The sequence below is a fragment of the Lentzea roselyniae genome, assembly GCF_039537795.1.
In the GTDB taxonomy this organism is placed as follows: Bacteria; Actinomycetota; Actinomycetes; order Mycobacteriales; family Pseudonocardiaceae; genus Lentzea; species Lentzea atacamensis.
In genome coordinates this window covers 119,591-141,056 of the sequence record NZ_BAABBE010000009.1, presented here as the reverse complement: position 1 = coordinate 141,056, position 21,466 = coordinate 119,591, and the positions used below count along the sequence as shown (strand labels likewise).

At 67.7% G+C, this 21,466-nt stretch carries 25 protein-coding genes and 1 pseudogene; 12 read left to right on the top strand and 14 right to left on the bottom strand.

From position 1 onward, the window contains the following. Positions 1-24 precede the first annotated feature (24 nt). From ABFX45_RS18170 to ABFX45_RS18155, 4 genes are all read right to left on the bottom strand, one after another. Positions 25-1,194: a family 16 glycosylhydrolase gene (locus ABFX45_RS18170; RefSeq protein ID WP_346131271.1), complete on the bottom strand. Its 1,170-nt coding sequence runs from the start codon at positions 1,192-1,194 to the stop codon at positions 25-27. A gap of 129 nt (positions 1,195-1,323) precedes the next feature. Next, the gene (locus tag ABFX45_RS18165) at positions 1,324-2,619 is read right to left on the bottom strand and encodes an SGNH/GDSL hydrolase family protein (RefSeq protein WP_346131269.1); all 1,296 of its coding nucleotides are present in this window, start codon (positions 2,617-2,619) and stop codon (positions 1,324-1,326) included. 27 nt (positions 2,620-2,646) lie between these two features. Further along, the gene (locus tag ABFX45_RS18160; protein WP_346131267.1) at positions 2,647-3,129 is read right to left on the bottom strand and encodes a hypothetical protein; all 483 of its coding nucleotides are present in this window, start codon (positions 3,127-3,129) and stop codon (positions 2,647-2,649) included. 16 nt (positions 3,130-3,145) lie between these two features. Beyond that, entirely contained in the window at positions 3,146-3,472 is a 327-nt protein-coding gene (locus tag ABFX45_RS18155) for a carbohydrate-binding protein (protein ID WP_346131265.1), read from the bottom strand. A gap of 737 nt (positions 3,473-4,209) precedes the next feature. On the opposite strand from ABFX45_RS18155, the gene ABFX45_RS18150 reads away from it, so the two are divergent. The 3 genes from ABFX45_RS18150 to ABFX45_RS18140 are packed head-to-tail and all read left to right on the top strand — an operon-like array spanning position 4,210 to position 5,994. After that, positions 4,210-4,422, top strand: coding sequence for a sigma factor-like helix-turn-helix DNA-binding protein (locus ABFX45_RS18150; protein ID WP_346131263.1), 213 nt, complete (start codon positions 4,210-4,212; stop codon positions 4,420-4,422). A gap of 43 nt (positions 4,423-4,465) precedes the next feature. Next, entirely contained in the window at positions 4,466-5,197 is a 732-nt protein-coding gene (locus ABFX45_RS18145) for a GAF and ANTAR domain-containing protein (protein ID WP_346131261.1), read from the top strand. Between the two features lie 41 nt (positions 5,198-5,238). After that, positions 5,239-5,994 carry a GAF and ANTAR domain-containing protein gene (locus tag ABFX45_RS18140; RefSeq protein WP_109638417.1) on the top strand — a complete coding sequence of 252 codons (756 nt, stop codon included), beginning with the start codon at positions 5,239-5,241 and terminating at the stop codon, positions 5,992-5,994. Between the two features lies 1 nt (position 5,995). On the opposite strand, the gene ABFX45_RS18135 is transcribed toward ABFX45_RS18140, so the two are convergent. Then, the gene (locus ABFX45_RS18135; RefSeq protein WP_346131259.1) at positions 5,996-6,457 is read right to left on the bottom strand and encodes a DUF5994 family protein; all 462 of its coding nucleotides are present in this window, start codon (positions 6,455-6,457) and stop codon (positions 5,996-5,998) included. Positions 6,458-6,883: 426 nt separating this feature from the next. On the opposite strand from ABFX45_RS18135, the gene ABFX45_RS18130 reads away from it, so the two are divergent. After that, positions 6,884-7,267, top strand: a complete 384-nt coding sequence (locus tag ABFX45_RS18130) for an HPF/RaiA family ribosome-associated protein (protein WP_109638415.1) — start codon at positions 6,884-6,886, stop codon at positions 7,265-7,267. A gap of 23 nt (positions 7,268-7,290) precedes the next feature. Continuing rightward, a complete protein-coding gene (locus ABFX45_RS18125) occupies positions 7,291-8,016 on the top strand; it encodes an ANTAR domain-containing protein (RefSeq protein WP_346131257.1) in 726 nt (241 codons plus the stop codon). Here ABFX45_RS18125 and ABFX45_RS18120 read toward each other — a convergent pair. After that, positions 7,963-8,421 (bottom strand): STAS domain-containing protein, encoded by a 459-nt coding sequence (locus tag ABFX45_RS18120; RefSeq protein WP_346131255.1) that lies wholly within the window; start codon positions 8,419-8,421, stop codon positions 7,963-7,965. The genes ABFX45_RS18125 and ABFX45_RS18120 overlap by 54 nt on opposite strands. Positions 8,422-8,680: 259 nt before the next feature. On the opposite strand from ABFX45_RS18120, the gene ABFX45_RS18115 reads away from it, so the two are divergent. After that, positions 8,681-9,298: a hypothetical protein gene (locus ABFX45_RS18115; protein ID WP_112228046.1), complete on the top strand. Its 618-nt coding sequence runs from the start codon at positions 8,681-8,683 to the stop codon at positions 9,296-9,298. Positions 9,299-9,374: 76 nt separating this feature from the next. Here ABFX45_RS18115 and ABFX45_RS18110 read toward each other — a convergent pair whose 3' ends face one another. Further along, complete coding sequence (locus tag ABFX45_RS18110) at positions 9,375-9,551, bottom strand: CsbD family protein (RefSeq protein WP_109638412.1); 177 nt, start codon at positions 9,549-9,551, stop codon at positions 9,375-9,377. Positions 9,552-9,755: 204 nt separating this feature from the next. On the opposite strand from ABFX45_RS18110, the gene ABFX45_RS18105 reads away from it, so the two are divergent. Together ABFX45_RS18105 and ABFX45_RS18100 are read left to right on the top strand one after the other, a co-directional pair. Continuing rightward, positions 9,756-10,994 (top strand): AI-2E family transporter, encoded by a 1,239-nt coding sequence (locus tag ABFX45_RS18105; RefSeq protein ID WP_428834161.1) that lies wholly within the window; start codon positions 9,756-9,758, stop codon positions 10,992-10,994. Further along, a complete protein-coding gene (locus ABFX45_RS18100; protein ID WP_346131252.1) occupies positions 10,991-12,031 on the top strand; it encodes a fatty acid desaturase family protein in 1,041 nt (346 codons plus the stop codon). Before ABFX45_RS18105 ends, ABFX45_RS18100 begins: the two co-directional genes overlap by 4 nt. A gap of 42 nt (positions 12,032-12,073) precedes the next feature. Here the strand turns inward: ABFX45_RS18100 and ABFX45_RS18095 are convergent. Together ABFX45_RS18095 and ABFX45_RS46525 are read right to left on the bottom strand one after the other, a co-directional pair. Next, positions 12,074-13,134, bottom strand: a pseudogene (locus ABFX45_RS18095) (cysteine desulfurase family protein). Between the two features lie 83 nt (positions 13,135-13,217). After that, positions 13,218-13,586 (bottom strand): hypothetical protein, encoded by a 369-nt coding sequence (locus ABFX45_RS46525; protein WP_428834165.1) that lies wholly within the window; start codon positions 13,584-13,586, stop codon positions 13,218-13,220. On the opposite strand from ABFX45_RS46525, the gene ABFX45_RS46520 reads away from it, so the two are divergent. Both ABFX45_RS46520 and ABFX45_RS18085 read left to right on the top strand, forming a co-directional pair. After that, complete coding sequence (locus ABFX45_RS46520; RefSeq protein WP_428834163.1) at positions 13,476-13,793, top strand: DUF6596 domain-containing protein; 318 nt, start codon at positions 13,476-13,478, stop codon at positions 13,791-13,793. The two genes, ABFX45_RS46525 and ABFX45_RS46520, sit on opposite strands and share 111 nt — an antisense overlap. Further along, a complete protein-coding gene (locus tag ABFX45_RS18085; protein WP_346131250.1) occupies positions 13,679-14,023 on the top strand; it encodes an RNA polymerase sigma factor in 345 nt (114 codons plus the stop codon). Before ABFX45_RS46520 ends, ABFX45_RS18085 begins: the two co-directional genes overlap by 115 nt. Here ABFX45_RS18085 and ABFX45_RS18080 read toward each other — a convergent pair. Genes ABFX45_RS18080 through ABFX45_RS18070 form a run of 3 tightly spaced genes read right to left on the bottom strand, consistent with a single transcriptional unit; the run spans position 14,013 to position 15,936 of the window. After that, a complete protein-coding gene (locus ABFX45_RS18080) occupies positions 14,013-14,636 on the bottom strand; it encodes a class I SAM-dependent methyltransferase (RefSeq protein WP_346131248.1) in 624 nt (207 codons plus the stop codon). The genes ABFX45_RS18085 and ABFX45_RS18080 overlap by 11 nt on opposite strands. Continuing rightward, on the bottom strand, positions 14,633-15,331 hold the full coding sequence (locus ABFX45_RS18075; protein WP_346131246.1) for a helix-turn-helix domain-containing protein: 699 nt from the start codon (positions 15,329-15,331) through the stop codon (positions 14,633-14,635). The genes ABFX45_RS18080 and ABFX45_RS18075 overlap by 4 nt, the downstream gene beginning before the upstream one ends. Positions 15,332-15,357: 26 nt before the next feature. Continuing rightward, entirely contained in the window at positions 15,358-15,936 is a 579-nt protein-coding gene (locus ABFX45_RS18070) for a TetR/AcrR family transcriptional regulator (protein WP_346131244.1), read from the bottom strand. 86 nt (positions 15,937-16,022) lie between these two features. Between ABFX45_RS18070 and ABFX45_RS18065 the strand changes: the two genes are divergently transcribed. Together ABFX45_RS18065 and ABFX45_RS18060 are read left to right on the top strand one after the other, a co-directional pair. Further along, positions 16,023-16,376: a cytochrome P450 family protein gene (locus ABFX45_RS18065; RefSeq protein ID WP_346131242.1), complete on the top strand. Its 354-nt coding sequence runs from the start codon at positions 16,023-16,025 to the stop codon at positions 16,374-16,376. Then, a complete protein-coding gene (locus ABFX45_RS18060) occupies positions 16,343-17,203 on the top strand; it encodes a cytochrome P450 (protein ID WP_346131240.1) in 861 nt (286 codons plus the stop codon). The genes ABFX45_RS18065 and ABFX45_RS18060 overlap by 34 nt, the downstream gene beginning before the upstream one ends. Positions 17,204-17,298: 95 nt before the next feature. Here the strand turns inward: ABFX45_RS18060 and ABFX45_RS18055 are convergent, their stop codons facing one another. Together ABFX45_RS18055 and ABFX45_RS18050 are read right to left on the bottom strand one after the other, a co-directional pair. Further along, positions 17,299-19,086, bottom strand: a complete 1,788-nt coding sequence (locus ABFX45_RS18055) for an RICIN domain-containing protein (RefSeq protein WP_346131483.1) — start codon at positions 19,084-19,086, stop codon at positions 17,299-17,301. Positions 19,087-19,242: 156 nt separating this feature from the next. Next, positions 19,243-21,282, bottom strand: coding sequence for a beta-galactosidase (locus ABFX45_RS18050; RefSeq protein WP_346131238.1), 2,040 nt, complete (start codon positions 21,280-21,282; stop codon positions 19,243-19,245). Between the last annotated feature and the right edge of the window lie 184 nt (positions 21,283-21,466).

Genomic DNA, 21,466 nt, shown 5'->3' with positions numbered 1-21,466 from the left:
GTCCAAGCACGAAGCCGGTGTTCCCTACCGTCGTTCGAACGACCAGACCGTCGTGTTGTCGGTGGAGCCGGTGTTCCACTTCACCTCACCGGCCGCGGTCGTGTACAGGTGGTCCCTGACGGAGGTGCTGTTGTTCAGACGCCATCCCCCACCGGCCGGCTCGAGGCTCCACAACGAGTCCGTGCTGACTTCGCCGGAGTTCCACACCACCCTGTTACCCGTGGTGTCGGTGTCCAGGTAGAACCGCCCGCTCCTGGCGTTGCGAACGGTGCACGCGCCGGAGGAGTGCTGGGTGACGACCCAGTTCTGGTCGTCGTACGAGGTGCCGGACGCGACGGTGAGTCCGCCGTTGTTCTCCGAGTCCAGGTACCTGCCCGTGGCCACATTTTTGATCTTGTAGGTGGCGCCGCTGACGATCCCGCCGGGGTCGGCCTTCTTGTAGGCGCGGAAGTAGTCGACGACGAACTCCTTCGGCTCCGGGTCGCTGGGGTTCACCGTCCCGTTCCATCCCGCGTTCTCGTAGATCCCGAGCAGGAACGCCGAGGCGTACGCCGGAGAGGCGTTGATCGTGTTCTTCAGGACGTTGTCGACGTACAGCTTGATCTGTGTGGGCGTCCACTCGAGAGCGTAGATGTGGAAGTCCGAGGTCACGTCGAACCCGGCCTGAAGCGTTTGTCCGACCTCCGGGAGGTTCGGATCCGACCACTTGTGCAGGCTGTAGTAGAAGCTGCTGAGGCCGTGCTTTCCCTTCCCGTGCTCGAAAACGTCGATCTCGGCTCGCTGCTCGTACGTGTCCTGCTTGCCGACCGTCCAGAACGCCGTGTGCATCCCGTGTCGTGCGCTGGACTTGGCGCGGATCTCGAAGTATCCGTACTGCGGGGTGTACTTCATGACGGTCGGGATCTCGTGGTCGAAGGGCGACGTCTGGTGCAGACCGACTCTCTGCGCGGTCTGGATGCTGGAGACCTTCATCGGGTTGCCGCCCGCGTAGTAGGTCGGCTGGTCGTCGTCGATGCGCAGCACGAGGGCGTTGTCCCTGAAGTGGTAGCGCGCGCGGGATCGCCATTCGGGTGTGCGGGACTCGAGGTAGTTCGTGATCCACAGGCTGCTGTCGAGGCTTCCGTTGAACTCGTCGTGCCGGTCGAGGGTCCAGCCCGGCTTCTCGATCGGGTTCGGTGGAACGCCGGCCGCCATGGCCGGTTGAGGTGAGCTGACGGAGACGATGGTTGCGGCGGCCAGGAGCGGCAGGACTGCAGCTGCCCGGAAGAATCGCCGGAGACTCGGTCGTGCGGTTCTCATAGCTGTTGTCCCCTTGAGACGTCGTCAGATCAGTGCGGCAGTGAGCACCGGAACGTAGAAGGAGGTGATCCCGGCGAGGTTCGGATGCGTGCCGGTACCGCTGGTTCCGGGATAGCCGTTCACGAGACCGTTGAAGGTGTACGCCACCCGGTGGCTGTCGATGCGGGTGTCCAAAGTGGTGCCGTTGAAGACGTCCGTCACCGTGACGCCGTACTTGGCGCAGACCTGCAGCGTCACGTCGCGGATCGCGAGCTGGGTGTTCCAGTCGCGGGAGCCGAGCTTGTGCACGGCGACGTAGACGATGCGGGCGTTCGGCCACTTCGCCCGCATGGTGCGGACAGTGGTGTCGAACGCACTCGTGAACGCGGACCTGTTGAAGGTGGCCGGGTAGGCGTCATTGGTGCCACCGTCGAACACCACGTAGTCGGGTGACTGCGCAGAGGCGTTCTGCACCTGTGTGACGATCTGGTTGCCACCGGCGCCGATGGTCGCGCCGTTGATGGCGTATTTGGTCAACGTCATGAGCTCGCGTTCGGCCGTGAGGTGCGTGAAGCCGCGCGAGTAGTTGTGGCCGGCGACGATGCTGTCGCCGAACGCGTACATCGTCTTGCCCCTCAGGCTCCCGTTCGCGGCATTCGCCGGTGCGGTGAGGCGGAAGTTGTCGATGGACTGCACGCCGGAGCCGTAGTAGTTGCAGGCAACCAGCTTCGCGAGGTTCTTACCGGTCACGGTCGCCGTGCCCGAGGCCATCACCCGCGCGGCGGTTTCCTTGGTGGAGATCAGGTACTGCACACGCTGCAGCGCGAAGTCGAGATGCAGGTTGATCGTGTACCACTTGGTGCGGTCGTAGGCGGTCCTCGTCCAGGCCGGGTTGAGCGAATCGGGGGCGGACGTCGAGTCGGAAACGGGGCCGGTGAGGCCGTAGCGGAGTTCGGTGGTGGTGCCGGCGAGCGAGAACACGAGGTTGCCCTCGCTGTCGCGCAGTTCGATGCCCGTCTTGTTCCCGCTGGTCGCGATCGCCGTCTTCCAGTCGAAGGTCAGATCGAGAGTCCGTTCCCGCACAACAGGTGCGTCGAACGTCTTGGCCGAGGTGGTGTAGTTGCCCATCCCTCTGGTCACGTTCAGGACCCCGCCGGTCACCGGGGCGCCGGAGGGGAAACCGAAGTTGGCCGGACTCGTCTGGGAGCTGAACGTCTCGTCGATCAGCACGCCGGCCGCGGCCGCGGTGGGGGCGACGACGGTGACCGCCGCCGCCACGAGGACGGCGACGACGGCCGTGGGCCGGAGAAACCGGCGGGATCGCCGTTGGTCTGCATGCACGTGGAGTCCCCCTGCGCATCTCTTTGCTCACTTGGGTTCGAAGGTCCAGACCGTGGCGGCGTCGGTGGAGCCGGTGTTCCACCTCACCTCGCCGGCCGAGGTCGCGTACGGGTATTCGCTCCCGGCGTTCTGGTTGTTGAGGCGGTAACCACCGGTGGAGACCGGTTCCAGCGCCCAAAAGGCATCCGCGCCCGATCCGCCGGAGCCGTCCTGGGCGAACACGCCCAGCAGCGACTTGAGCTGGGTGTCGTTCCAGCCGTAGCTGTACCGCCGCTTCTCGTACCGGTACTGGATCCCGTTGTGGAAGAACGGCTTTCCATCGACCATCAGGACCATCTTGTCGTGAGCGGATCGTGCCGTGTCCACATAGGACACCATCGTTGCCGTCGGACCGGCCGCACCGGCCGCACGCTGGTCACCGAACACGCCCAGGCCCAGCCCGCCGAGCGCTGCCGCTCCCGCGGTGGTGAGGAACCTGCGCCGCGGCCACGTGTTGGTCTTCGGCTCCATTGCCCTCTCGATGCTTCTACGCGCTGATGACTTCGAGGTGGCCGACGTTCGGCAGCCCGGCCGAGGTCGCGGGACTGAACCGGATCGTGTTGCTGCCGGCGTTCAGCGAGACCGTGAAGGTCTTGACAGCCCAGGCGTTCCAGGCGCCCGTACCCTCGAACGACGGCGTCTGGACGGCCGATCCGTTGACGATCAGCGAAGCCGGTCGCGCGGATGTGGTGCCGTTGGCGAACCTGTCGCCACGCCGGCGAGAACCACCAAGCCGATCACGGACGCGAACCACCGCAGCATCCGGCTCGGCGACCGGGATGTCCTCCGCCCGGCACGCGCTTCGACACGGCACATGAAGCTCAACCTCCAGATGCTCGACTTCCACCGGCACTGCAGCACTGTCGTGCCGGTCTCGACGAGACCGGCTGTACGACGCGACTTCTTCTGACAACAGATCACCGTGGCAGCGGTGGAGAAGAACTTCTGGAAAGCGCTTTCCCGAGAATCACCATAAGACCGAGCCAGAACGGCCGTCAAGGGTCATCCATTGCTTCGATGACGAAGCTCGGACGTTCCGCCAACTCACCGAGAGCGGGCGATTGAACCGGCCGGGAAATCGTTTACACCGTGGAGTGCCGAACGCCGACGGCCTACTGCACCGCGCAGACATCCGAGGTTCCAGAGAACCATCCAAGCGGCTTAAGACCAGGTCAGGAGCGTCATCACGACAGCCCGCGAGCCGCACGGGAACGTCGACCTGAGACTCGTATCCGTCGAAAACGATATCGTTATCGTTATTCCCGGCCCCCGGCGCGTTGATTCGGCCCACCCTCAATGTGAAATCAACCTTGGAGCCCGCAATATTCTCATCGAATCGACAGTCGAATACGTTGCACGAAAGCCGGCGACGCCGTGGTGGTGACACACCCGCGCGGTCAGGCCCGGCGGTTTCGCCACCACCGAGCCACGGGTACCCGGCACGTGCCGACACCCGGCGAGCAGGCGGGCGTTGGCGTTTTCTGACCGACCGGGAACCATTGGCTCGGCTCTTGTGCGCGATCGTTTCCATCCACTCGCGTCCCACGCGCCATGAACAGCACAACCCTGCCCGGGTCGTGGCCTCTGGTGGTGCTCACCGACGAGCAACACGAGGTGCTGAGGCTGCGTGTCGTTCACGGTCTGTCCGCCGAGCAGGCGGCACTGGTGCTGGGCTCCACGCCGGCGGAGGTGCGACTCGTGCAGCACCAGGCGCTCGAGGCGCTGCGCGCGGTGATCACGGGATCGTGGCCTCTTCCGCCGTGAGCCGCTCCACGTGGGATGCTCTTCACAACGGAAGGCGAAGTCGGTGAGCGGTGAGCGACTGGCCAAGGCGCTGGCGCACCTCGCCGGCGACGCGGCGGCCCGCGGCATCACGACCTCCACCGAGTCGGCTTGCGAAGCGTGCGTTGTGCTGATCGGGGTGAGCGGCGCGCAGCTGACCCTCATGAACGGGACGGGCCGGGGTGAGTCCCGGTACTCCACGAACGAGATCGGCACCCAGCTCGAGAACCTGCGGTTCACCCTGGGTGAAGGGCCGTGCGAGGACGCGGTCCGATCAGGTGTGCCCGTGCTGGTGGAAGAGCTGGACACCTGGGAGAACCGCCAGAGGTGGCCGCTTTTCGTGCCTGCGGCAAGTGCCGCCGGCGCACGAGCGGCGTTCGCGTTCCCGTTGCGCAGCGGTGCGATCCGGATCGGTGCGCTCGTGCTGCACCGGACGAGCCCAGGACCGCTGACTCCGGATCAGGTCTACGACGCACACATCGTGGCCGACATCATCCTGTCGTTGCTGCTGGACGAACTGACTCGCCGGCATCTCGACTCCGAGGTTCCTCCAGCCGACGGAGTTTCACTGAGCCGTGCCGAGGTGCACCAAGCCACCGGGATGCTGTCCGTCCAGATGGGGGTGAGCATGGATGAGGCACTGGTGCGACTGCGCGCCCACGCGTTCGCTCATGACCAGTCGGTCGTCGATGTCTCCCGCGACATCATCGGCCGGCGCCTGCGACTGAGTCCGGACGGCCGGTCTGATCCCAGATGATCACTCCTCCGTCCGGCGATCGATCAACAGAGGTGGCTCCCATGACCATGGAGAATCTGGCGGAGACGTTCGTCGAGCTGGCCGACACCCTGGTGGCCGACTTCGACCCGGTCGAGTTCATGCACCTCCTCACCGACCGCTGCGTCACCACGCTGGAGGTGGACGCCGCCGGCATCCTGCTCGTCGACCACCACGGTGAGCTGCAGGTCGTCGGTGCCTCCACCGACCGCGCCCGGCTGCTCGAACTCTTCGAGCTCCAGCATCACCAGGGTCCGTGCATGGAGTGCTACCTCACGAGCGCGCCGGTGACGGTCGCCAGCTTCACCGAGCCGCCGCAACGATGGCCCCAGTTCTCCTCGGTGGCGAGGGATGCGGGGTTCGGTGCGCTGCACGCACTGCCGATGCGGTTGCGTGAGCAGACCATCGGCGCGTTGAACCTGTTCTCCATCGCTGAGGGAGCCCTGAGCGAACGCACGCTCAGGGTCGCGCAGGCCATGGCGGATGTCGCCACCATCGGCCTGCTCCAGGCCCAGGTCATCAGCCGTCGTGAGTTGCTCGCCGTGCAGCTGCAGAACGCGTTGCAGAGCAGGGTGCTCATCGAACAGGCGAAGGGCGTTCTCGCGGAGCGGCTGCAGCTCGACATGAGCCGGGCGTTCGAGACCATGCGCCGTTACTCGAGGAGCCACAACCTGTACCTCAGCAAGGTGGCGGAAGGCGTCATCGCCGGCGAGATCGACCTGACGGCGCTGGCGGCGAGAGAGGCAGCTGATCCGCCCGCGCGGCGCTCACCTTCGTAGTTCACGTCCTCGCGTGGTCTGCGAGGGTATCTGGCCGCCTTCGGTCTCCCTCACGTCCGTTGTGGACTCCGGGGGCGTCCCCGACGTCCACGCGGAGCAGATCCTCGACGGTGTCCGTGTTTTCGCGCAGGACGGCACGCATCATGGTGTGGTGGGCGGCGGACGGTTCGGTGTCCGGTGGAACGAGGAGCAGCGTGAGGCGGCGCCGGTCGCCCGCGATGAGGTCCACGGTGTGCGGCGGCCTGGACCAGAACCCGCTGAGCCGGACGCGGACACCGTCGGGCGAGATCTGCGCCGGCGTTGTGTCCCACTCGGTCAGGTTGTAGCTCACGCGAGGGATCTCACCCAGCCGAACCGCCAGCACCGCGAGCAGCGCGGGCAGTTCGGCGGCGAGGTCCCGGGAACGTGGCCACCAAGCACCGTCGACATACCCCGTGGTGAGCGCCTTCGGCCGCAACCGCAATCGCAGCGGATACCGAGGCTGCTCATCGGCTGTGACAACCGGTGAGGTCGTGGAAAGGTGAGGGGCCGACGTCATGCCGGGACTCCCGTCTCCGGCCGAAAAAACGGACCGGTTCAGGTTTCGCCGAGATGTTCTCGACAAAATCGACACTACACCCCTTCAGACTTGATCGCCTGAAATGACGGCGAATATTTTCACCCCGCCAACAGCTGCTACCTGCGACGTTGCCGCAGGTCTGCCCTGACTCCGCCGTTCGGGTGCCACATTTCCGCCCGGCTTCAACAGACGACCGGCGCAGGTGGCAAGAAATGAACAGAAAATGTTTGACCTCGGCCACACCAGGGCTATCCTGGGAAAAACCGCCCAGACCCCGCGGTCGCTCTGGTCTTGTGAGGAGATTCCATTGAGCACCGTGTGCGGTAACGCATGAACGCAGTCCCGGCAGACGCGTCGGTGATCGCCCAGCGCCTGCACCTCGCCACCGGTTTCCACGCGTCCGAACGCGACTGGGTCGTGGAGCGACTGGCCGCGCTCGGTTCTCGCCTGCGGTCGTACCGTGACGACCAGGTGGACCTGGAGATAGCTCTGAAGGACCGCGAGGGCATCGGCCAGCGGGTCATCCTGCAGTGCTGGATCAGCAGTGCGCATCGCCTGCACCTGGTCGCCTCCTCGTCCGAGCAGCGGTTGTCCTCCGCGCTCAACGAGGTCCGCGACGAGCTGATCCGTCAGGTGGACGAGGCCAAGACGCGCACCGAGCCGCGCAGCAACCGGTCCCTGCGGTCCATCCCGCCGGCACCGGAGATCGGCTAGCGACATGGGCACCGGTCAGCGCTGTGGCACAGACCTTCGTCGAGCTGGCGGACACGCTCGTGGAGCGGTTCGACAGCACCGAGTTCCTGCACGTGCTGGCCGAGCGTTGCGTCGAGTTGCTGGTGGTGGACGCGGCCGGAATCCTGCTGGCCGACGAAGGGGGTTCGCTCAAGCTGATGGCCTCCTCCAGCGACCTGTTGCGTCCTCTGGAGCACTTCCTGCTCCAGAGCGAAGAAGCCCCGTCCACCGAATGCTTCAACTCCGGCCGGAGCGTGCGGTGTCACGACCTTCACGCGGAACCACAACGATGGCCGCGGTTCAGCGTCGCGGCGGTGCAACTCGGGTTCACCGCGGTCGACGTGGTGCCGATGCGGTTGCAGGACGAGGTCATCGGCACGCTGAACCTGTTCCGCACCACGCCAGGAGCGCTCCCGCCCGCAACGGCGGCACTGGCGCAGTCGTTCGCGAACGTCGCGACGCTCAGCCTTCTCCAGGTGCGGGCGATCCGGCACAACGAGCTGCTCACCGAGCAGCTGCAGTCCGCACTGACGAGCCGGACAGCGATCGAGCAGGCGAAGGGCGTGCTGACCGAACGCCTGCAGATCGACGTCGCGGATGCCTTCTCCCTCATGCGGAACTACGCCCGCAACACCAACCAGCTGCTGCCCGACGTCGCCGGGCAGGTCAACGCCCGGTCACCGGAGATCGCCAGGCTGACGAGGATCAACCAGCCGCGCTCCCGCTGGTAGGTCAGGGCACACCAGCGCCTCGGTGACATCGGTGTGGAGGTCGAGCACGCCGACCAGCCCGGTGATCATCAGAGACAGCCGCACCGGCCGGGTGCGTGCGACCACGCACAGGCGGCAATCCGCGAGCAGCGCCGCCTCCCTCACGACGACCAGAACGGTGAGGCCGGCCGCACCGAAGAAGCTCACGCCAGTGAGGTCGAGGATCAGGTGGCGGGTGGATCGCACGTGCGCGATGAGACGATCGTGCAACAACGGACAGGTTGTCGCGTCCATCTCGCCGTGCACGGCCACCACGAGCGCACCGGAAGGGGCCATCCGCGAGGTGACGGGCATGAGCTCACCGGCGGCCGGGGCGATCGGTGCGGGCCCCGCGGCGACGGTCGTGGTCACATCAACAAGTACCATGGGACCTCCTCGGTCGGCTTTCGCCGCGCCTGGGTCCAGGGCACTTGACTCAGACACTACACCTCATGCACCGAACAAAGCGGATTCGCCGACCGGCCTCACTCAGAGTCACTCCACAATAGACATTCCTCGCTCGAACGCCCCCTCTGGACGACGAGTTCAGGCGTAGCGTTGAGTCATCGACGAATCAGCGAACAGCGAACGACCCCAGGCCGGCTCGACCGGGGTCACCGGGAGGATCCGGGCGGGCGCCGCCGTGATGGCGGGCGTTCTCCTGCTTCTCGCGGCCGCTCTGGTGATGCTGCTCGGCGTCTCGGAGGCGGGCGCGGCGCTGCTGGGCGTGCTGGGCTGGACGGTCGCACTGGCGGCACGCCTGCCGGTGCTGGCATCGGCGGGCAGACTGCACGCGGTCAGGCAGCGCGACACCATCCTCGGCGTGGCGTCGGGAGTCACCGACGAAGTGGTCCGGCTGGGGCTCGTGCTGATCGTCGTCAGCGGGATCGGATCGGCGCTCTGGACGGGCTTCGGCTGGGCGCTGGCCGGGCTCGTGTTCGTCGCCGCCACCCAGCTGACGCAGTTCAGCTGGCCCATCGGACGCCAGGCGGCTGAGCAACTGAGGTCGCAGGGCGGGTTCATCAGCACGCATCCCGTGCACGGCGGGGTTCGCGGCATCACCGCGACCTCGTTCCACCTCGGTGCGACCCTGCTCGTGGCCTCCTGGCCGTGGTGGGTGCTCGTCACCGCGTCCGCGCACGCCTTGGTGAACGTCGCGTTCGCCCGATGGGCTCGGCGACGACTGGTACCGGTCGAACTGCTCGGCGCCGTCGTGAGCGCCGCCCTGCTCCTGGGAGGGCTGCTGACGTTCGTCTGGCGATGAAGGCACCATCATGTGGTGAACGCCCGCAGGAGCGTGCACCGAACGGTGCACACTCCTGCGGAGGGCGATGAGCGAGTCAGTCCTTCTTGAAGGCGTCCTTGACCTTCTCGGCCGACTCCTTGAGGTGACCCTTCGCCTGGTCGACCTTGCCCTCGGTCTGCAGACCCTGGTCGTCGGTGGCGTCGCCGACGCCTTCCTTGACCTTGCCCTTGAGCTCGTCGCCCTTGGCGTCGAGCTTGTCGTCGGTACCCATGTGGTCCGTCCTTCCCCCACACCCGAATCTCAGGTGCGACGTCCACCCCGGATGCCCGCCCAGCCGAACCTCAACCCTCGGACGCGCAACGGGTTTTGCCACCGCGGTGCAGGGGAATTCCAGCCACAGGCGTTGCGAACACCGCCGCCCCACCGATGACCCCAGACCCCGGCGTCGGAGATCGACACCGGAGGTACGGACATTGTGAGCACGACGGCGGATCGACTCCGCTCGCCTCTTCCCGCGGCGCGCGCGAACAGCGGCGACGCCACCTCGATTCCCGCTGCGTTGCGCGTCAGTGCGGCGCTGGGTTGGCGCTTTCTGGTCGTGGTCGCGGCGCTGTACGTCGTGGGTGTCATCTTCAGCAGGCTGGCGGGACTCGTCGTACCGCTCGCGATCGCGTTGTTGCTGGCCGCGTTGCTCGCGCCGGCCGTCGGTTTTCTGATGGCGCGTCGGGTTCCGCGAGGTCTGGCCACCGCGCTGGTGCTGGTCGGAGGACTGGTCGTGCTCGGCGGGCTGCTCACGTTCGTCGTGGTGACCTTCGTCAACGGCTTGCCGGACCTGGCGGCGCAACTGGCCCGCAGCGTCGACACGGTGTCCGGCTGGCTCGTCAGCGGCCCGTTGCAGCTGAGCGAGACACAGCTGCGGGACTTCGCGGACCGGATCGTGAAGACATTGCAGGACAACCAGTCCGGCATCACGTCGAGCGCCATCACCACCGCCGCGACGGTCGGCGAGACCTTCGCGGAGATGCTGCTGGTGCTGTTCTCGCTCGCGTTCTTCCTCTACGACGGTCCGCGGATCTGGCAGTTCCTCCTCCGCGTCGTCCCCGTCGCACCCCGCAGGCGCGTCGACGTCGCCGGCAGGCGCAGTCTGGCCGCATTGGTCAGCTACGTCCGTGCGACAGGAGCGGTCGCCGTGGTGGACGCGCTGGGCATCGGGATCGGGCTTGCCGTGTTGCGTGTGCCGCTGGCGGTTCCGTTGGCGGCGCTGGTGTTCATCGCGGCGTTCATCCCCATCTTCGGTGCGGTGGTGGCGGGCGGCGTGGCGGTTCTCATCGCGCTCGTCGCGAACGGTCCCGTCACCGCGTTGATCGTCCTGATCATCGTCATCGCGGTGAACCAGCTGGAAAGCCACATCCTGCAACCGTTCCTGCTCGGACGAGCGGTGAAGCTGCACCCGCTCGCAGTGGTGCTGGCCATCGCGGCCGGCCTGCTCGTCGCGGGCATCGCGGGTGCGTTGCTCGCCGTTCCACTGCTGGCGGTGCTCAACTCCGCAGTGCGCTCGCTGCTCAGCGAAGCTGACGAACACGTGCTGCCCTCCGACGTGCACACCAGCCAACCGGAGGAGTCCGGACCGGACGAGCCCGGGCTGGACACCGAAGCCGGCAAGCAGACCTCGACGACGGCTCCCCACAGCCACCTATCCGGAGCAGGTACATGACCTCAACGCACGACGTCCGCACCGACACGGCCGAACGCCCGCGCGGCAGCGACTTCGCCCGCCTGACCAAAGAACTGAAGGCCGCAGGGCTGCTGAACCGCCGACGCGGCTACTACCTGCTGCGAATGACGGTCAACGCGCTGTTGCTCGGCGCCATCGCCGTCGCTTTCGTCGTGCTGGGCGACTCCTGGTGGCAGCTCGTGACAGCAGGCGTCCTGGCCGTGGCGTCGACGCAGCTGGCGTTCATCGGACACGACGCCGGGCATCGGCAGATCTTCCGCAGCCACCGCAGCAACAACGTCGTCGGGCACCTGCACGGCAGCCTCACCGGCATCAGCTACCAGTGGTGGGTCGCCAAGCACAACCGGCACCACGCCAACCCCAACCACGAGGACCACGATCCGGACATCGAGATCCACGCCCTCGCGTTCAGCCGCGCGCAGGCCCTCCAGAAACGCGGCTTGTACAGCTGGATCACCAAGAACCAGGCGTTCCTGTTCTTCCCCCTGCTGCTGGCCGAGGCGGCCGTGCTGCGGATCTCCGGCCTGGTCGCGTTGTGCCGCAACGAACTGCGCAACCCGTGGCGCGAGGCGACGCTCCAGATCCTGCCGCTGGCCGCGTATCTCGCGGCGGCGTTCCTCGTGCTGTCACCCGTGAAGGCAGTCGTGTTCATCGCTGTGCACCAGGGCCTGATGGGCGTCTACCTGGGATGCTCGTTCGCGCCGAACCACAAGGGAATGCCGATCATCGCCGAGGGCCAGCGTCTGGACCATCTCCACAAGCAGGTGCTCACCTCGCGCAACGTCACCGGCGGCCGGTGGGTCGACGCTCTGCTCGGTGGCCTCAACCACCAGATCGAACACCACCTCTACCCGCACATGCCTCGCCCCAACCTGCGTCGCGCACAGCCCGTCGTCGAGGACTTCTGCCTGCGGCACGGCATCCCGTACAGCAAGACCACCCTGCGCGACTCGTACGCGCAGGTCCTGCGCCACCTGCACGACTCAGGAGCACCCCTGCGCCACCCGGCGCGGTGAACCTCCGGTCTGCGTCCGTCGGCGGCCCTGCTTCCCGTGGTGTCAGCTGGCGGCGGAGATGATGTGATGTGCTGCCTGGTGGATCTGCTCGGTGGTCGTCCAGCGGCCCAGCGACAGCCGCAGTGCGCCCAGGCCACGGCAGGCGGGCAGGCCCATGGCGGTGAGCACGGGTGAGGGCTGGTGGTGTCCGCTGTGGCAGGCCGAGCCGGTGGAGGCGGCGATCGCGCTTGTGGCGCCGAGCAGTTCGTGCCCGGCGATGCCGTCGATGCTGACGTTGAGGGTGTTGGGCAACCGCGCCGTCTCGGGACCGTTGAGGTGGACCCTGCCCGGCAGCGCGGTGGCGAGTCGGTGGTGCAGGTGGTCCCGCAGCGCACGGAGGCGCTCGTGACCACCCGAGGCGAGTTCTTCGGCTGCGAGCGCTGCGGCCGTGCCGAGTGCGACAGCGAGTGCGACGTTCTCGGTGCCGGCGCGCAGGCCGTGTTCCTGGCCGCCGCCGTACACCAGCGGCTCCAGCGGTACACCGGGCCGGACACAGAGCGCGCCGATTCCCTTCGGCGCGTACATCTTGTGCCCGGCCACCGTCACCAGGTCGAGTTCGGCCGCGCCGAACGGGATCTTGCCGATCGCCTGGGCGGCGTCGGTGTGGAACACCACTTCGCGCTCGCGTGCGATCCGGCGAGATCGTCGACAGGTTGCAGTGCACCGGTTTCGTTGTTCGCCGCCATGACGGACACCAGCACGGTGCGCGGGGTGATCGCCGCGGCGAGATCGGCCGGGTCGACGAGGCCGTCGCCGTCGACCGGCAGCAGTGTCACCTCCGTGTTGTGCCAGCGGTGCAACGCCTCGCAGGCCCGCAGCACCGCGGGGTGCTCGGTGGGCTGGGTGATCACGTGCGGCCGTTCCACGCCGGAGGCGAGCACGGTGCCGCGGACGGCGAGGTTGTCCGCTTCGGAACCGGACCCGGTGAACACGATCCGCTCGGCTGTCGTGCCGAGCAGCGCCGCGACCTGCCCGCGGGCGTGATCGAGTGCGCCGCGGGACCCTCGGCCGTAGTGGTGCGTGCTGGACGGGTTGCCGAACTCCGCTGTCAGACAGGGCAGCATCGACTCGGTCACCGCAGGGTCGATGGGCGTGGTGGCGTTGTGGTCGAGGTAGATCGGTCCGTCGAGGAGTCCATGTGGGACGGTCATGCGCTGACCTTCCTGTTGGAGTGGGTTTCGTACATGCGCACGGCCACAACGATTCCGGACAGAGCCGTGAGCGCGGCGACCACCCACACCGCGGCACGCAGGCCCCAGAGGTCGGCGACGACGCCGCCGAGAAGCGCACCGACCGCGAAGCCGCCGTCGCGCCAGAGCCGGTAGACGCCGACGGCCCGTGCTCGCCACGCCGGCTGCGCCACGTCGCCGATGCCGACTGGCTCGCGTCGTTGCTGCACGGGCTGATGCCGCGCGAGCCCGAGGTCGCCGGCCTGCTCGCGCTGATCCGGCTGCACCGCGCCCGCGCCGCAGCCCGCTTCTCCCCCAGCGGCGACCTGGTGAGGCTGCAGGCTCAAGACCGTTCGTCGTGGGACCAGCAGATGATCGACGAGGCCGTGGAACTGCTGACGCGCGCGCGGCCCGACACCGCCGACCGGGGCCGTACCAGTTGCAGGCGGCGATCGTCGCCTGTCACGCGGAAGCGAAGTCGTGGGAGGACACCGACTGGCCGCAGATCGTGGTCCTCTACGACATGCTGCTGTGCCTCGCACCGTCCCCGGTGACCCGGCTGCATCGCGCGATCGCGCTGCGCTACGTCGCCGGTGCGGAGAAGGCGTTGGCCGAGCTGGAATCTCTCGACCTGGACCGCTATCACCTCTACCACGCCACGCGCGCCGAACTGCTGCGCGCGCTCGGCCGGGGCGACGAGGCCCGCGAGGCTGATCAGCGCGCGCTGCGGCTCACCACCAACCCGGCCGAGCAAGCACTGCTGGAACAGCGCCTCAGACCTTGACCGCGGCCACCCGCTCGACCATGCCGAGCTTGAGCCGTTCCTGCCGCTGCACCACAAACCCCGCCTGCTCCACCAGGGGCAGCGGCCGCCGGGTCTGGTAGTCGCCCATCATCCGGACGGTGAACTTCTCCAGCAGCGACTGTACGAAGTGGACGATCCGGTGGTGGCTACCGACGTGATCGAGCAACAACAGCTTCCCGCCCGGCTTGAGCACGCGCTGCATCTCGGTGATTGCCCCGCGCTCGTCGGGAACCCCGCACAGGCCGAGCGTGCAGACCACGGTGTCGAACGAGGCATCCGGGAACGGCAGCGCCTGCGCGTCCCCCTCGCACAGCTCGATCTCGCGGCCGAGCTCGGCGGCACGGGTGCGGGCGATGTCGAGCATGGCCGGGCTGAGGTCCAGGCCGGTGAGTCTGACGTTCGCCGGATAGTGCGGAAGGTTGAGGCCAGTCCCGACAGCCACCTCTAGCACGTCGCCGGTGGCCTGCGGGCACACCCATTCGCGCCCGCCGCTGAACTGGATGCGTTCGAAGAAGCTGATGTCGCGGTCGTAGCGGGGTGCGTAGCGGTCCCACACCTCGCGGAGGCCTTCAGCGGTGAGCTTCTGGCTCATGTCGATGTCCCTTCAGGCAGCAGTCCACGCGTGAGCAGGCCTGCCAGCGTGGCTGGAACGGCAGCGGTCTCGACGGGTTGCCCGGCGGGATCCCAGTGCAGGTGCACCGCCCACAACACGCAGGTCTCCAGGATCGTGCGGGCGACCAGCGGCGCCGGTCCGGGAAGCCGCAACGCCTTGCGCCGCTGGAGATACTCGGTCAGCACGGCCACCAGGCCCGCGCGGCCATGGCCGAACCAGACCGCGGCCAGCTCCGGAAGCTCGGAGGCACAGCGGTCGACCAGCTTGATGCTGACCCGATGCCGGGACAGCGTGTCGTACAGGTTCGTGATGATCTCGCTCAGCTCGACGTCCAGCGGACCACGCCGCCGCTTCGACACCGCCTCGACCAGCCGCAGCTGCCCGATCTCGGTGCGGAGCCGGTCGGCCACCAGCGCCGCCAGCTCGCCTGCCGCCGGCGCACGGACCGGCAGGTCGGCCACCTCGGGCAAGGACTCCACGCCGTCGGCGAAGCGCAGCGCGGCGCCGAGCAGGGCGTCCTTGTTCTCCACGTAGCCGTAGACCGTGCCTTTGGCCACGCCGAGGACGTCGGCGACGTCCTGCATCTGGGTCCGCTGGAAGCCCTGCGCGATGAACGTCTCGGCGGCAGCCGAGACGAGCCTGGGAAACATGTCCGCTGAACGAGTACGTGGCACCCTCCCACAATAAATGACCGACTGGGTCAGTCAATATCGCGAGCCGCCCGAATCGCGCTGTGCACCACCTGAGCGATGCGGTCAGCAGCCTGACCCGGATCGGGTTGACCGGCGTCGAGCCAGGCGATCACGGACTCCAGGGTCACCGTCGGCACGATCTGCACCGCCCAGTCCAGCCACGGACCAGCCGGGATCACCGCGGCGAGCTCGCGACGGGTGACCTCCGCGGACATCGCCCGGATCCCGTCGATCACCTCCCGGAACTCCGGTTCGCGCACGGCGTGGCGGAACAACAACCGGAACCCGTCCGGATCGGCGGCCGCGGCGCGCAGCAGGGCGGGGATGCTGCCGTCATCGAAATCACCGGAGCCGACCGCCACCTCAAGCCGGGAACACGCCCGGTCGAGCACAGCCCGGTACAGGTCGGCCTTCGAGTCGAAATGCCGGTACAGCAACACAAGCGTGACGCCGGCTTCAGCCGTCACCCCGTCGAGCCCGGTCGCCACATAACCCGTACGCGCGAACGCACGGGTCGCGGCGTCGAGGATCTGCTCACGCCGCTCCGCCCGCGGCATGCGCCGCACGTTCTGTGGCCCCGCTGCCATCACACCTCCGCTTGTTTAGATCAGACTAAACAAGTATCTTTGTATAAGTCAACTTATACAAGCTGACTTCAACAAGGGGGCTCGTCATGGTCTCTCCTGCTCAGCTGCCGTTCGAGCAGTCCCACCCGCTTCAGCTCGCTCCACAACTACGCGCGCTCCAATCCCAGGGCGCGGTCCACCGCGTCCGCACCGCGGTCGGTCACGAGGCCTGGCTGGTCACCGACTACGCCCACGTGCGCGAGCTCCTCGCCGACGACCGGCTCGGCCGATCCCACCCCGACCCGCAGAACGCGGCCCGCACCGGTGAATCCGCCCTGTTCGGCGGCCCGATGGGAGACTTCGCCACCGAGCACACCGACCACGCCCGGATGCGCGCACTGCTGCAACCGCACTTCTCTCCCAGCACATGCGCGGGTTACGTCCCCGAATCGACGCGCTGACCACACAGCTGCTCGACAACCTGGCCAACTCGCAAGCACCGGCCGACCTGCACGCCGCGATCGCGCTCCCGCTGCCGATCCTCGTGATCTGCGAACTGCTCGGCGTGCCGTACGACGACCGCGACCAGTTCCGCGCCTGGACCGAAGCCGCCGCGAACATCAACGACCGAGCCGTCTCGGAGCAGGGCCTTGGCAACCTGTTCGGCTACGGCATGCGCCTCGTCGAGGCGAAACGACGCGAACCGGGTGACGACGTGATCTCCCGCCTGTGCGCGACCGACGGCGTCTCCACCGAGGAGGCCGCCATGCTGTCCATGGCACTGCTGTTCGCAGGCCACGAGACGACGGTGGTCCAGATCGGCTTGGGCGCACTGCTCCTGCTGACCAGCCCGGACCAGTGGAACGCCCTGCGAAACGACCCGACCCTCGTCCCGAACGCCGTCGAGGAGCTTCTTCGCGCGCCGGGCAAGGGCGGTGGAGGCATCCCTCGCTACGCCCGCACTGACATGGAGATCGACGGCGTCGGCATCCGCGCCGGCGACCTCGTCCTGCTCGACAACGGCGCCGCCAACCACGACCCGGCCGCCTTCACCGAACCGGACCGCGTCGACATCACCCGCAAGGCCGCAGCGCATCTCACCTTCGGCCACGGCCTGCGCTACTGCATCGGCGCCCCACTGGCCCGCATGGAACTGCAAGCCGTGTTCTCCCAACTGATCCCGCGCTTCCCCACCATGCGCCTGGCTGTTCCCGTGGAATGCCTGACGATCCGGGGCGACGTGCTGACGGGCGGACTCACGGCCCTTCCGGTGACGTGGGATCGCTGATCTCGAGCTCGGTCCGGCGGCCGAACGCCGGAAAACGGGCCGAGGGGAAGGCCACCGGTCGAGATCCGGCGGCCTTCCCCTCGGCTCCGCAGTGACTAGCTCGTCACCTGGACCAGCGACCACTGCTGTTCGAACCGGTTGCCGTCCGGCCACTGGACGACCTGCGCGCCGTCAGCGGTCGATCCGCCGGCGACACTGAGCAGCTTGCCGCTGTGGCGGGCGCGGATCTCGTAGTAGGCGCCGACGGGTTCGAGCGTGAACGCCTGGTCGAACGCGGTGTTCTGCACCCACTGCGCGGCTCGTGTCCCATCGGCGGTGCTCGCGCCGAAGATGGACACGGCCCGGCCGCTGTTGCGGTTGAGGAGCGTCCGGTAGCCGTCACCGGTGTCCGTGATGTGCCAGTGCTGGTTGAAGCCACCGTTGTCCGCCCACTGCACGAGGTTCGTGCCGTCGGCCAGGCTGGCTTCGAACGCGTCGAGCACCTTGCCGCTCTGCCGGTTGACCAGCTTGTAGTACGGCCCGGTGGATCGTCCGAAGTCGATGTCGGCGTGCCGGATGGTGCCGGCCCCGGACAGGATCAGCACACGACCGGTGCGGGGGACGTACGTCAGGTTGCGGAAGTACCCCGACCCGATGGTGGTGAGCTGCCGCGTCCAGGCACCCGTGCTGCTGCCGCTCGGGTTGACCCAGACGTCACCGCTGCCTGCCGCGTTGTACATCAGCCGGCCGTCGGGAAGCCGGACGATGACCGGGCTTCCACCCCTGGTGAGCGCCGGGGATCCGGAGGTGATCGGAAGGGCCGTGATGTTCGTCCCGGCCGCACCGCCGACGGAGAAGAAGTTCAACGGGTTCGACGAGATCTTGTAGCGCACGTTGTCGCCGCCGCCGAAGTACTCGTAGGTCATCATCCACTGGCCGTCGGTGGTCTGCACCACGTTCGGCATACCCGGGCGTCCGCCGCCGATCTGGTTGACGCCGCCCACGTTCTGGGTGAGGCCGGCGACGTCCAGCACGGGGGCGCTCCACGCGCTGGAGGTGTTGCCGTTCCAGGTCCGGTGCGCGATGACCTGCCCGTGGGAGTCGCCGGCCGTGTCGTTGTCGGCGCGCATGGTCAGCACGCCCGTCGAGGTGTCGTAGCCGGTGTAGTCGTTCTCGTCGGAGTAGTACGCGACGAGTTGGTTGTTGTACACCATCAGGTACGTCTCCCACACGGGGTCGACCTGCCGGTACGTGTTGGCGTTCGCGATGTTCTGTCCGACGGCGCCCGCGCTGCCGCCCTGCCAGCCGCCCGCGGTGATGATGTTGAGGAAGTTCCAGGACGCGCCCTGGTCCGTGCTGGAGTAGAGCGCGAGTGCCAGGTCGCGACGGTCGCCGTCGTTGGTCGGCACCCAGTTCGGGTCCGCCGCCTTGTGCTCGGTGAAGTAGTGATCCTCGCCCGTGACCAAAGTGGACAGCAGCAACGTGCCCGCGCTCAGGTTGCCCATGTTCTGGGGAAGAACGTAGAAGAACGGGGCACCCCAGTTGCTCGTGTACTTCGCGTACGCGGGGTTGCTCGACAGGTACGCCGGCGCCCGGACGTCGGACAGCCACTGCCACGTCGTGCCGTCGTCGTCACTGCGGTACACCGGGATGACCTGACCGACGGCCGTTCCGGTCGGGCCGACGATCGCCCTCTCGAAACCGGCGACCAGGCGCCCGCTCGGCAGCGCGGCGGCCTTGGAGTAGATCGCGCAGTTGCCGAGACCCTTGGTGCACTGGGCGTTGGCGGGAAGCTGGTAGAGCGTTTGGGGTGTCGGACTGACTGCCTGGCTGGAGGTGGCCGGCAAGGTCAGCAGCGCCGCCCCCATCACTGTGGTCACGACCCTGGCGAGCCATTTCTTCATGGTCACGGACTGTCCTATCGGGAGTTGAGAGGAACTGCGGCTGTCGGGAGTGGACAGAACGGTCGGCCGGGTCAGCACGGACCGAACCGCCTCGTGCAGCGCGTGGATCGCCCGCACCACACCGTGTTCACGTGAACATCACTTCGCACAGGCAGATCAGCCGGCGTGTCTGCGCAGCACGGCGACCGCCCGCGGCGGGAGAACGAGTTGCCGTCCGTCAGCGGGGCCGACGATGACGTCACCCGTCACCTCGGAGACCTCGACCGGTTCGTCGGTGCGGTTGATCAGGAACCAGAAGGCCGTGTCCCGGTCGGCCCTGACGGCCAGCTCGACCCGGCCGCGAATCCCTGCCGGGAGCTCGCTGCGGACAGCGGCCGCGTCCAGGACCTCGGTCAGCACCGGGAGGAGACCCACCGGCCCGAGACGGGTCGATACGTACGTGGCGGATCCCGTCGTGGTGACGCGCCTGGTGATCGCGGGCCGGCCTTCGTGGTCGCCGCTCTTGTACCAGGCGAGCACTTCCACGCCGTCGGCGGTGATGTCGATCCGGTCCGTCCACATCGTGCCGGTTGTGCCGTTGTCCAGCTCCACCCGCTGGTCGTCGAGCAGGGGCCCGAACTCCTCGATCCGGATGCCCGTCAGGTCTCGCAGCGCACCGGGATGGCCACCCGGCCAGATGTGGTCGTTCTCGTCGACGATGCCGGAGAAGTAGGTCGCGACGAGGTGCCCGCCGCCGGCGACGTAGGCGGTCAGGCGCTCGGACAGCGCTGCCGGCACGAGGTGCAGCACCGGGGCGACGACGACGTCGTACCCGTCGAGCGGTGTGTTCACCGGCACCACGTCGACGCGGACGCCGAGGTCCAGGAAGGCCGAGTACCAGTCGAGCGCTTCCTGCCGGTAGTCCAGCCGCGAGGTCGGGTGGGAGTCCTGTTCGCTCGCCCACCAGGAGGACCAGTCGAACACGATGGCGGCGCGCGCCGCGTGGCGCACCGTGCCCGCCACGGGGCCGAGTTCGCGCAGGGTCCGCCCGAGCTCCGCGACGGATCGGAAGACCTCGCTGTCCCGACCGGCGTGCGGCAGCATCGCGGAGTGGTACTTCTCCGCGCCCGCGACCGACTGCCGCCATTGGAAGAAGCACACCGCGTCGGCGCCGTGGGCCACGTGCGTCAGCGAGTCACGAGCCAGTTCGCCCGGTCGTTTCGCCACGTTGACCGGCTGCCAGTTGACGGCGCTGGTGGAGTGCTCCATCAGGAACCACGGCCCCGGCGCCAGGTTGCCGGTCAGGTTCGCCGAGAACGACAGCTCGTCGAGCGCCTGCGGTCCGGGGTGCACGTAGTGGTCGTTGGAGACGAAGTCGACTTCGCCGGCCCAGTCGGCGTAGTCCATGGCCTTGATTCCGTGCATGACCATGAAGTTGGTCGTGACCGGCACATCAGGGGTGATCTCCCGCAGGGTGTCGCGTTCGGCCCGCAGGTAGTCCTTCAACGCGTTGGAGGAGAAGCGCTTGAAGTCGAGCTGCTGCGTCGGGTTCGGCTGCGCCGCCGTCAGCCGGGGAGGCAGGATCTGTTCCCAGTCGCTGTAGTGCTGTGACCAGAACGCGGTTCCCCAGGCGGCGTTCAACCGGTCCAGGGTGCTGTACCGGGCCCGCAGCCACGTGCGGAACGCGCGCGCCGCGTCGTCGGAGTAGTCGTAGGCGTTGTGGCAGCCCAACTCGTTGGACACGTGCCAGGCCGCCAGCGCCGGGTGGGTGGCGTACCTCTCGGCCATGGCGCGCACCAGCCGCAGCGCGTGCTCGCGGAAGACGGGTGAGGTGGGCCGCCAGTGCTGACGCGAACCCGGCCACACCGTCGCGCCGTTGCGGTCGACGGGAAGGATTTCCGGGTGCCGGGCGGTCAGCCACGGCGGTGGCGAGGCGGTCGCCGTGGCGAGGTCGACGGCGATGCCGCCCGCGTGCAGCAGGTCCATGACGTCGTCGAGCCAGGAGAAGTCGTAAGCGTCCGGAGTGGGCTGGATGCGGGCCCACGAGAAGATCCCCAGCGAGACGATGTTCACCCCGGCCGCCTGCATCGCCTGGACGTCCTCGGCCCAGACCTCGACGGGCCATTGTTCCGGGTTGTAGTCGGCGCCGTAGGCGAGCCGCGCCTCGGCGACGGCGCCGGGCCAACGCAGCCAGCGGGCGGCGGGAGGAGAAACCACTGCTGCTCCTTGACGTTCGATCATGCGCTGCCAGTGCAATGTTTACGTAAACATGACGCCGGTTCGAGCGGCCGGAATGCACAGCGGCGGGGAAGTGCCGCATAACTACACGGTGATCATGGAGTCATGTTAACGTGAACATGCACGATGCTTACATCACGTTGCACGGTCGTCAAGACCCGGT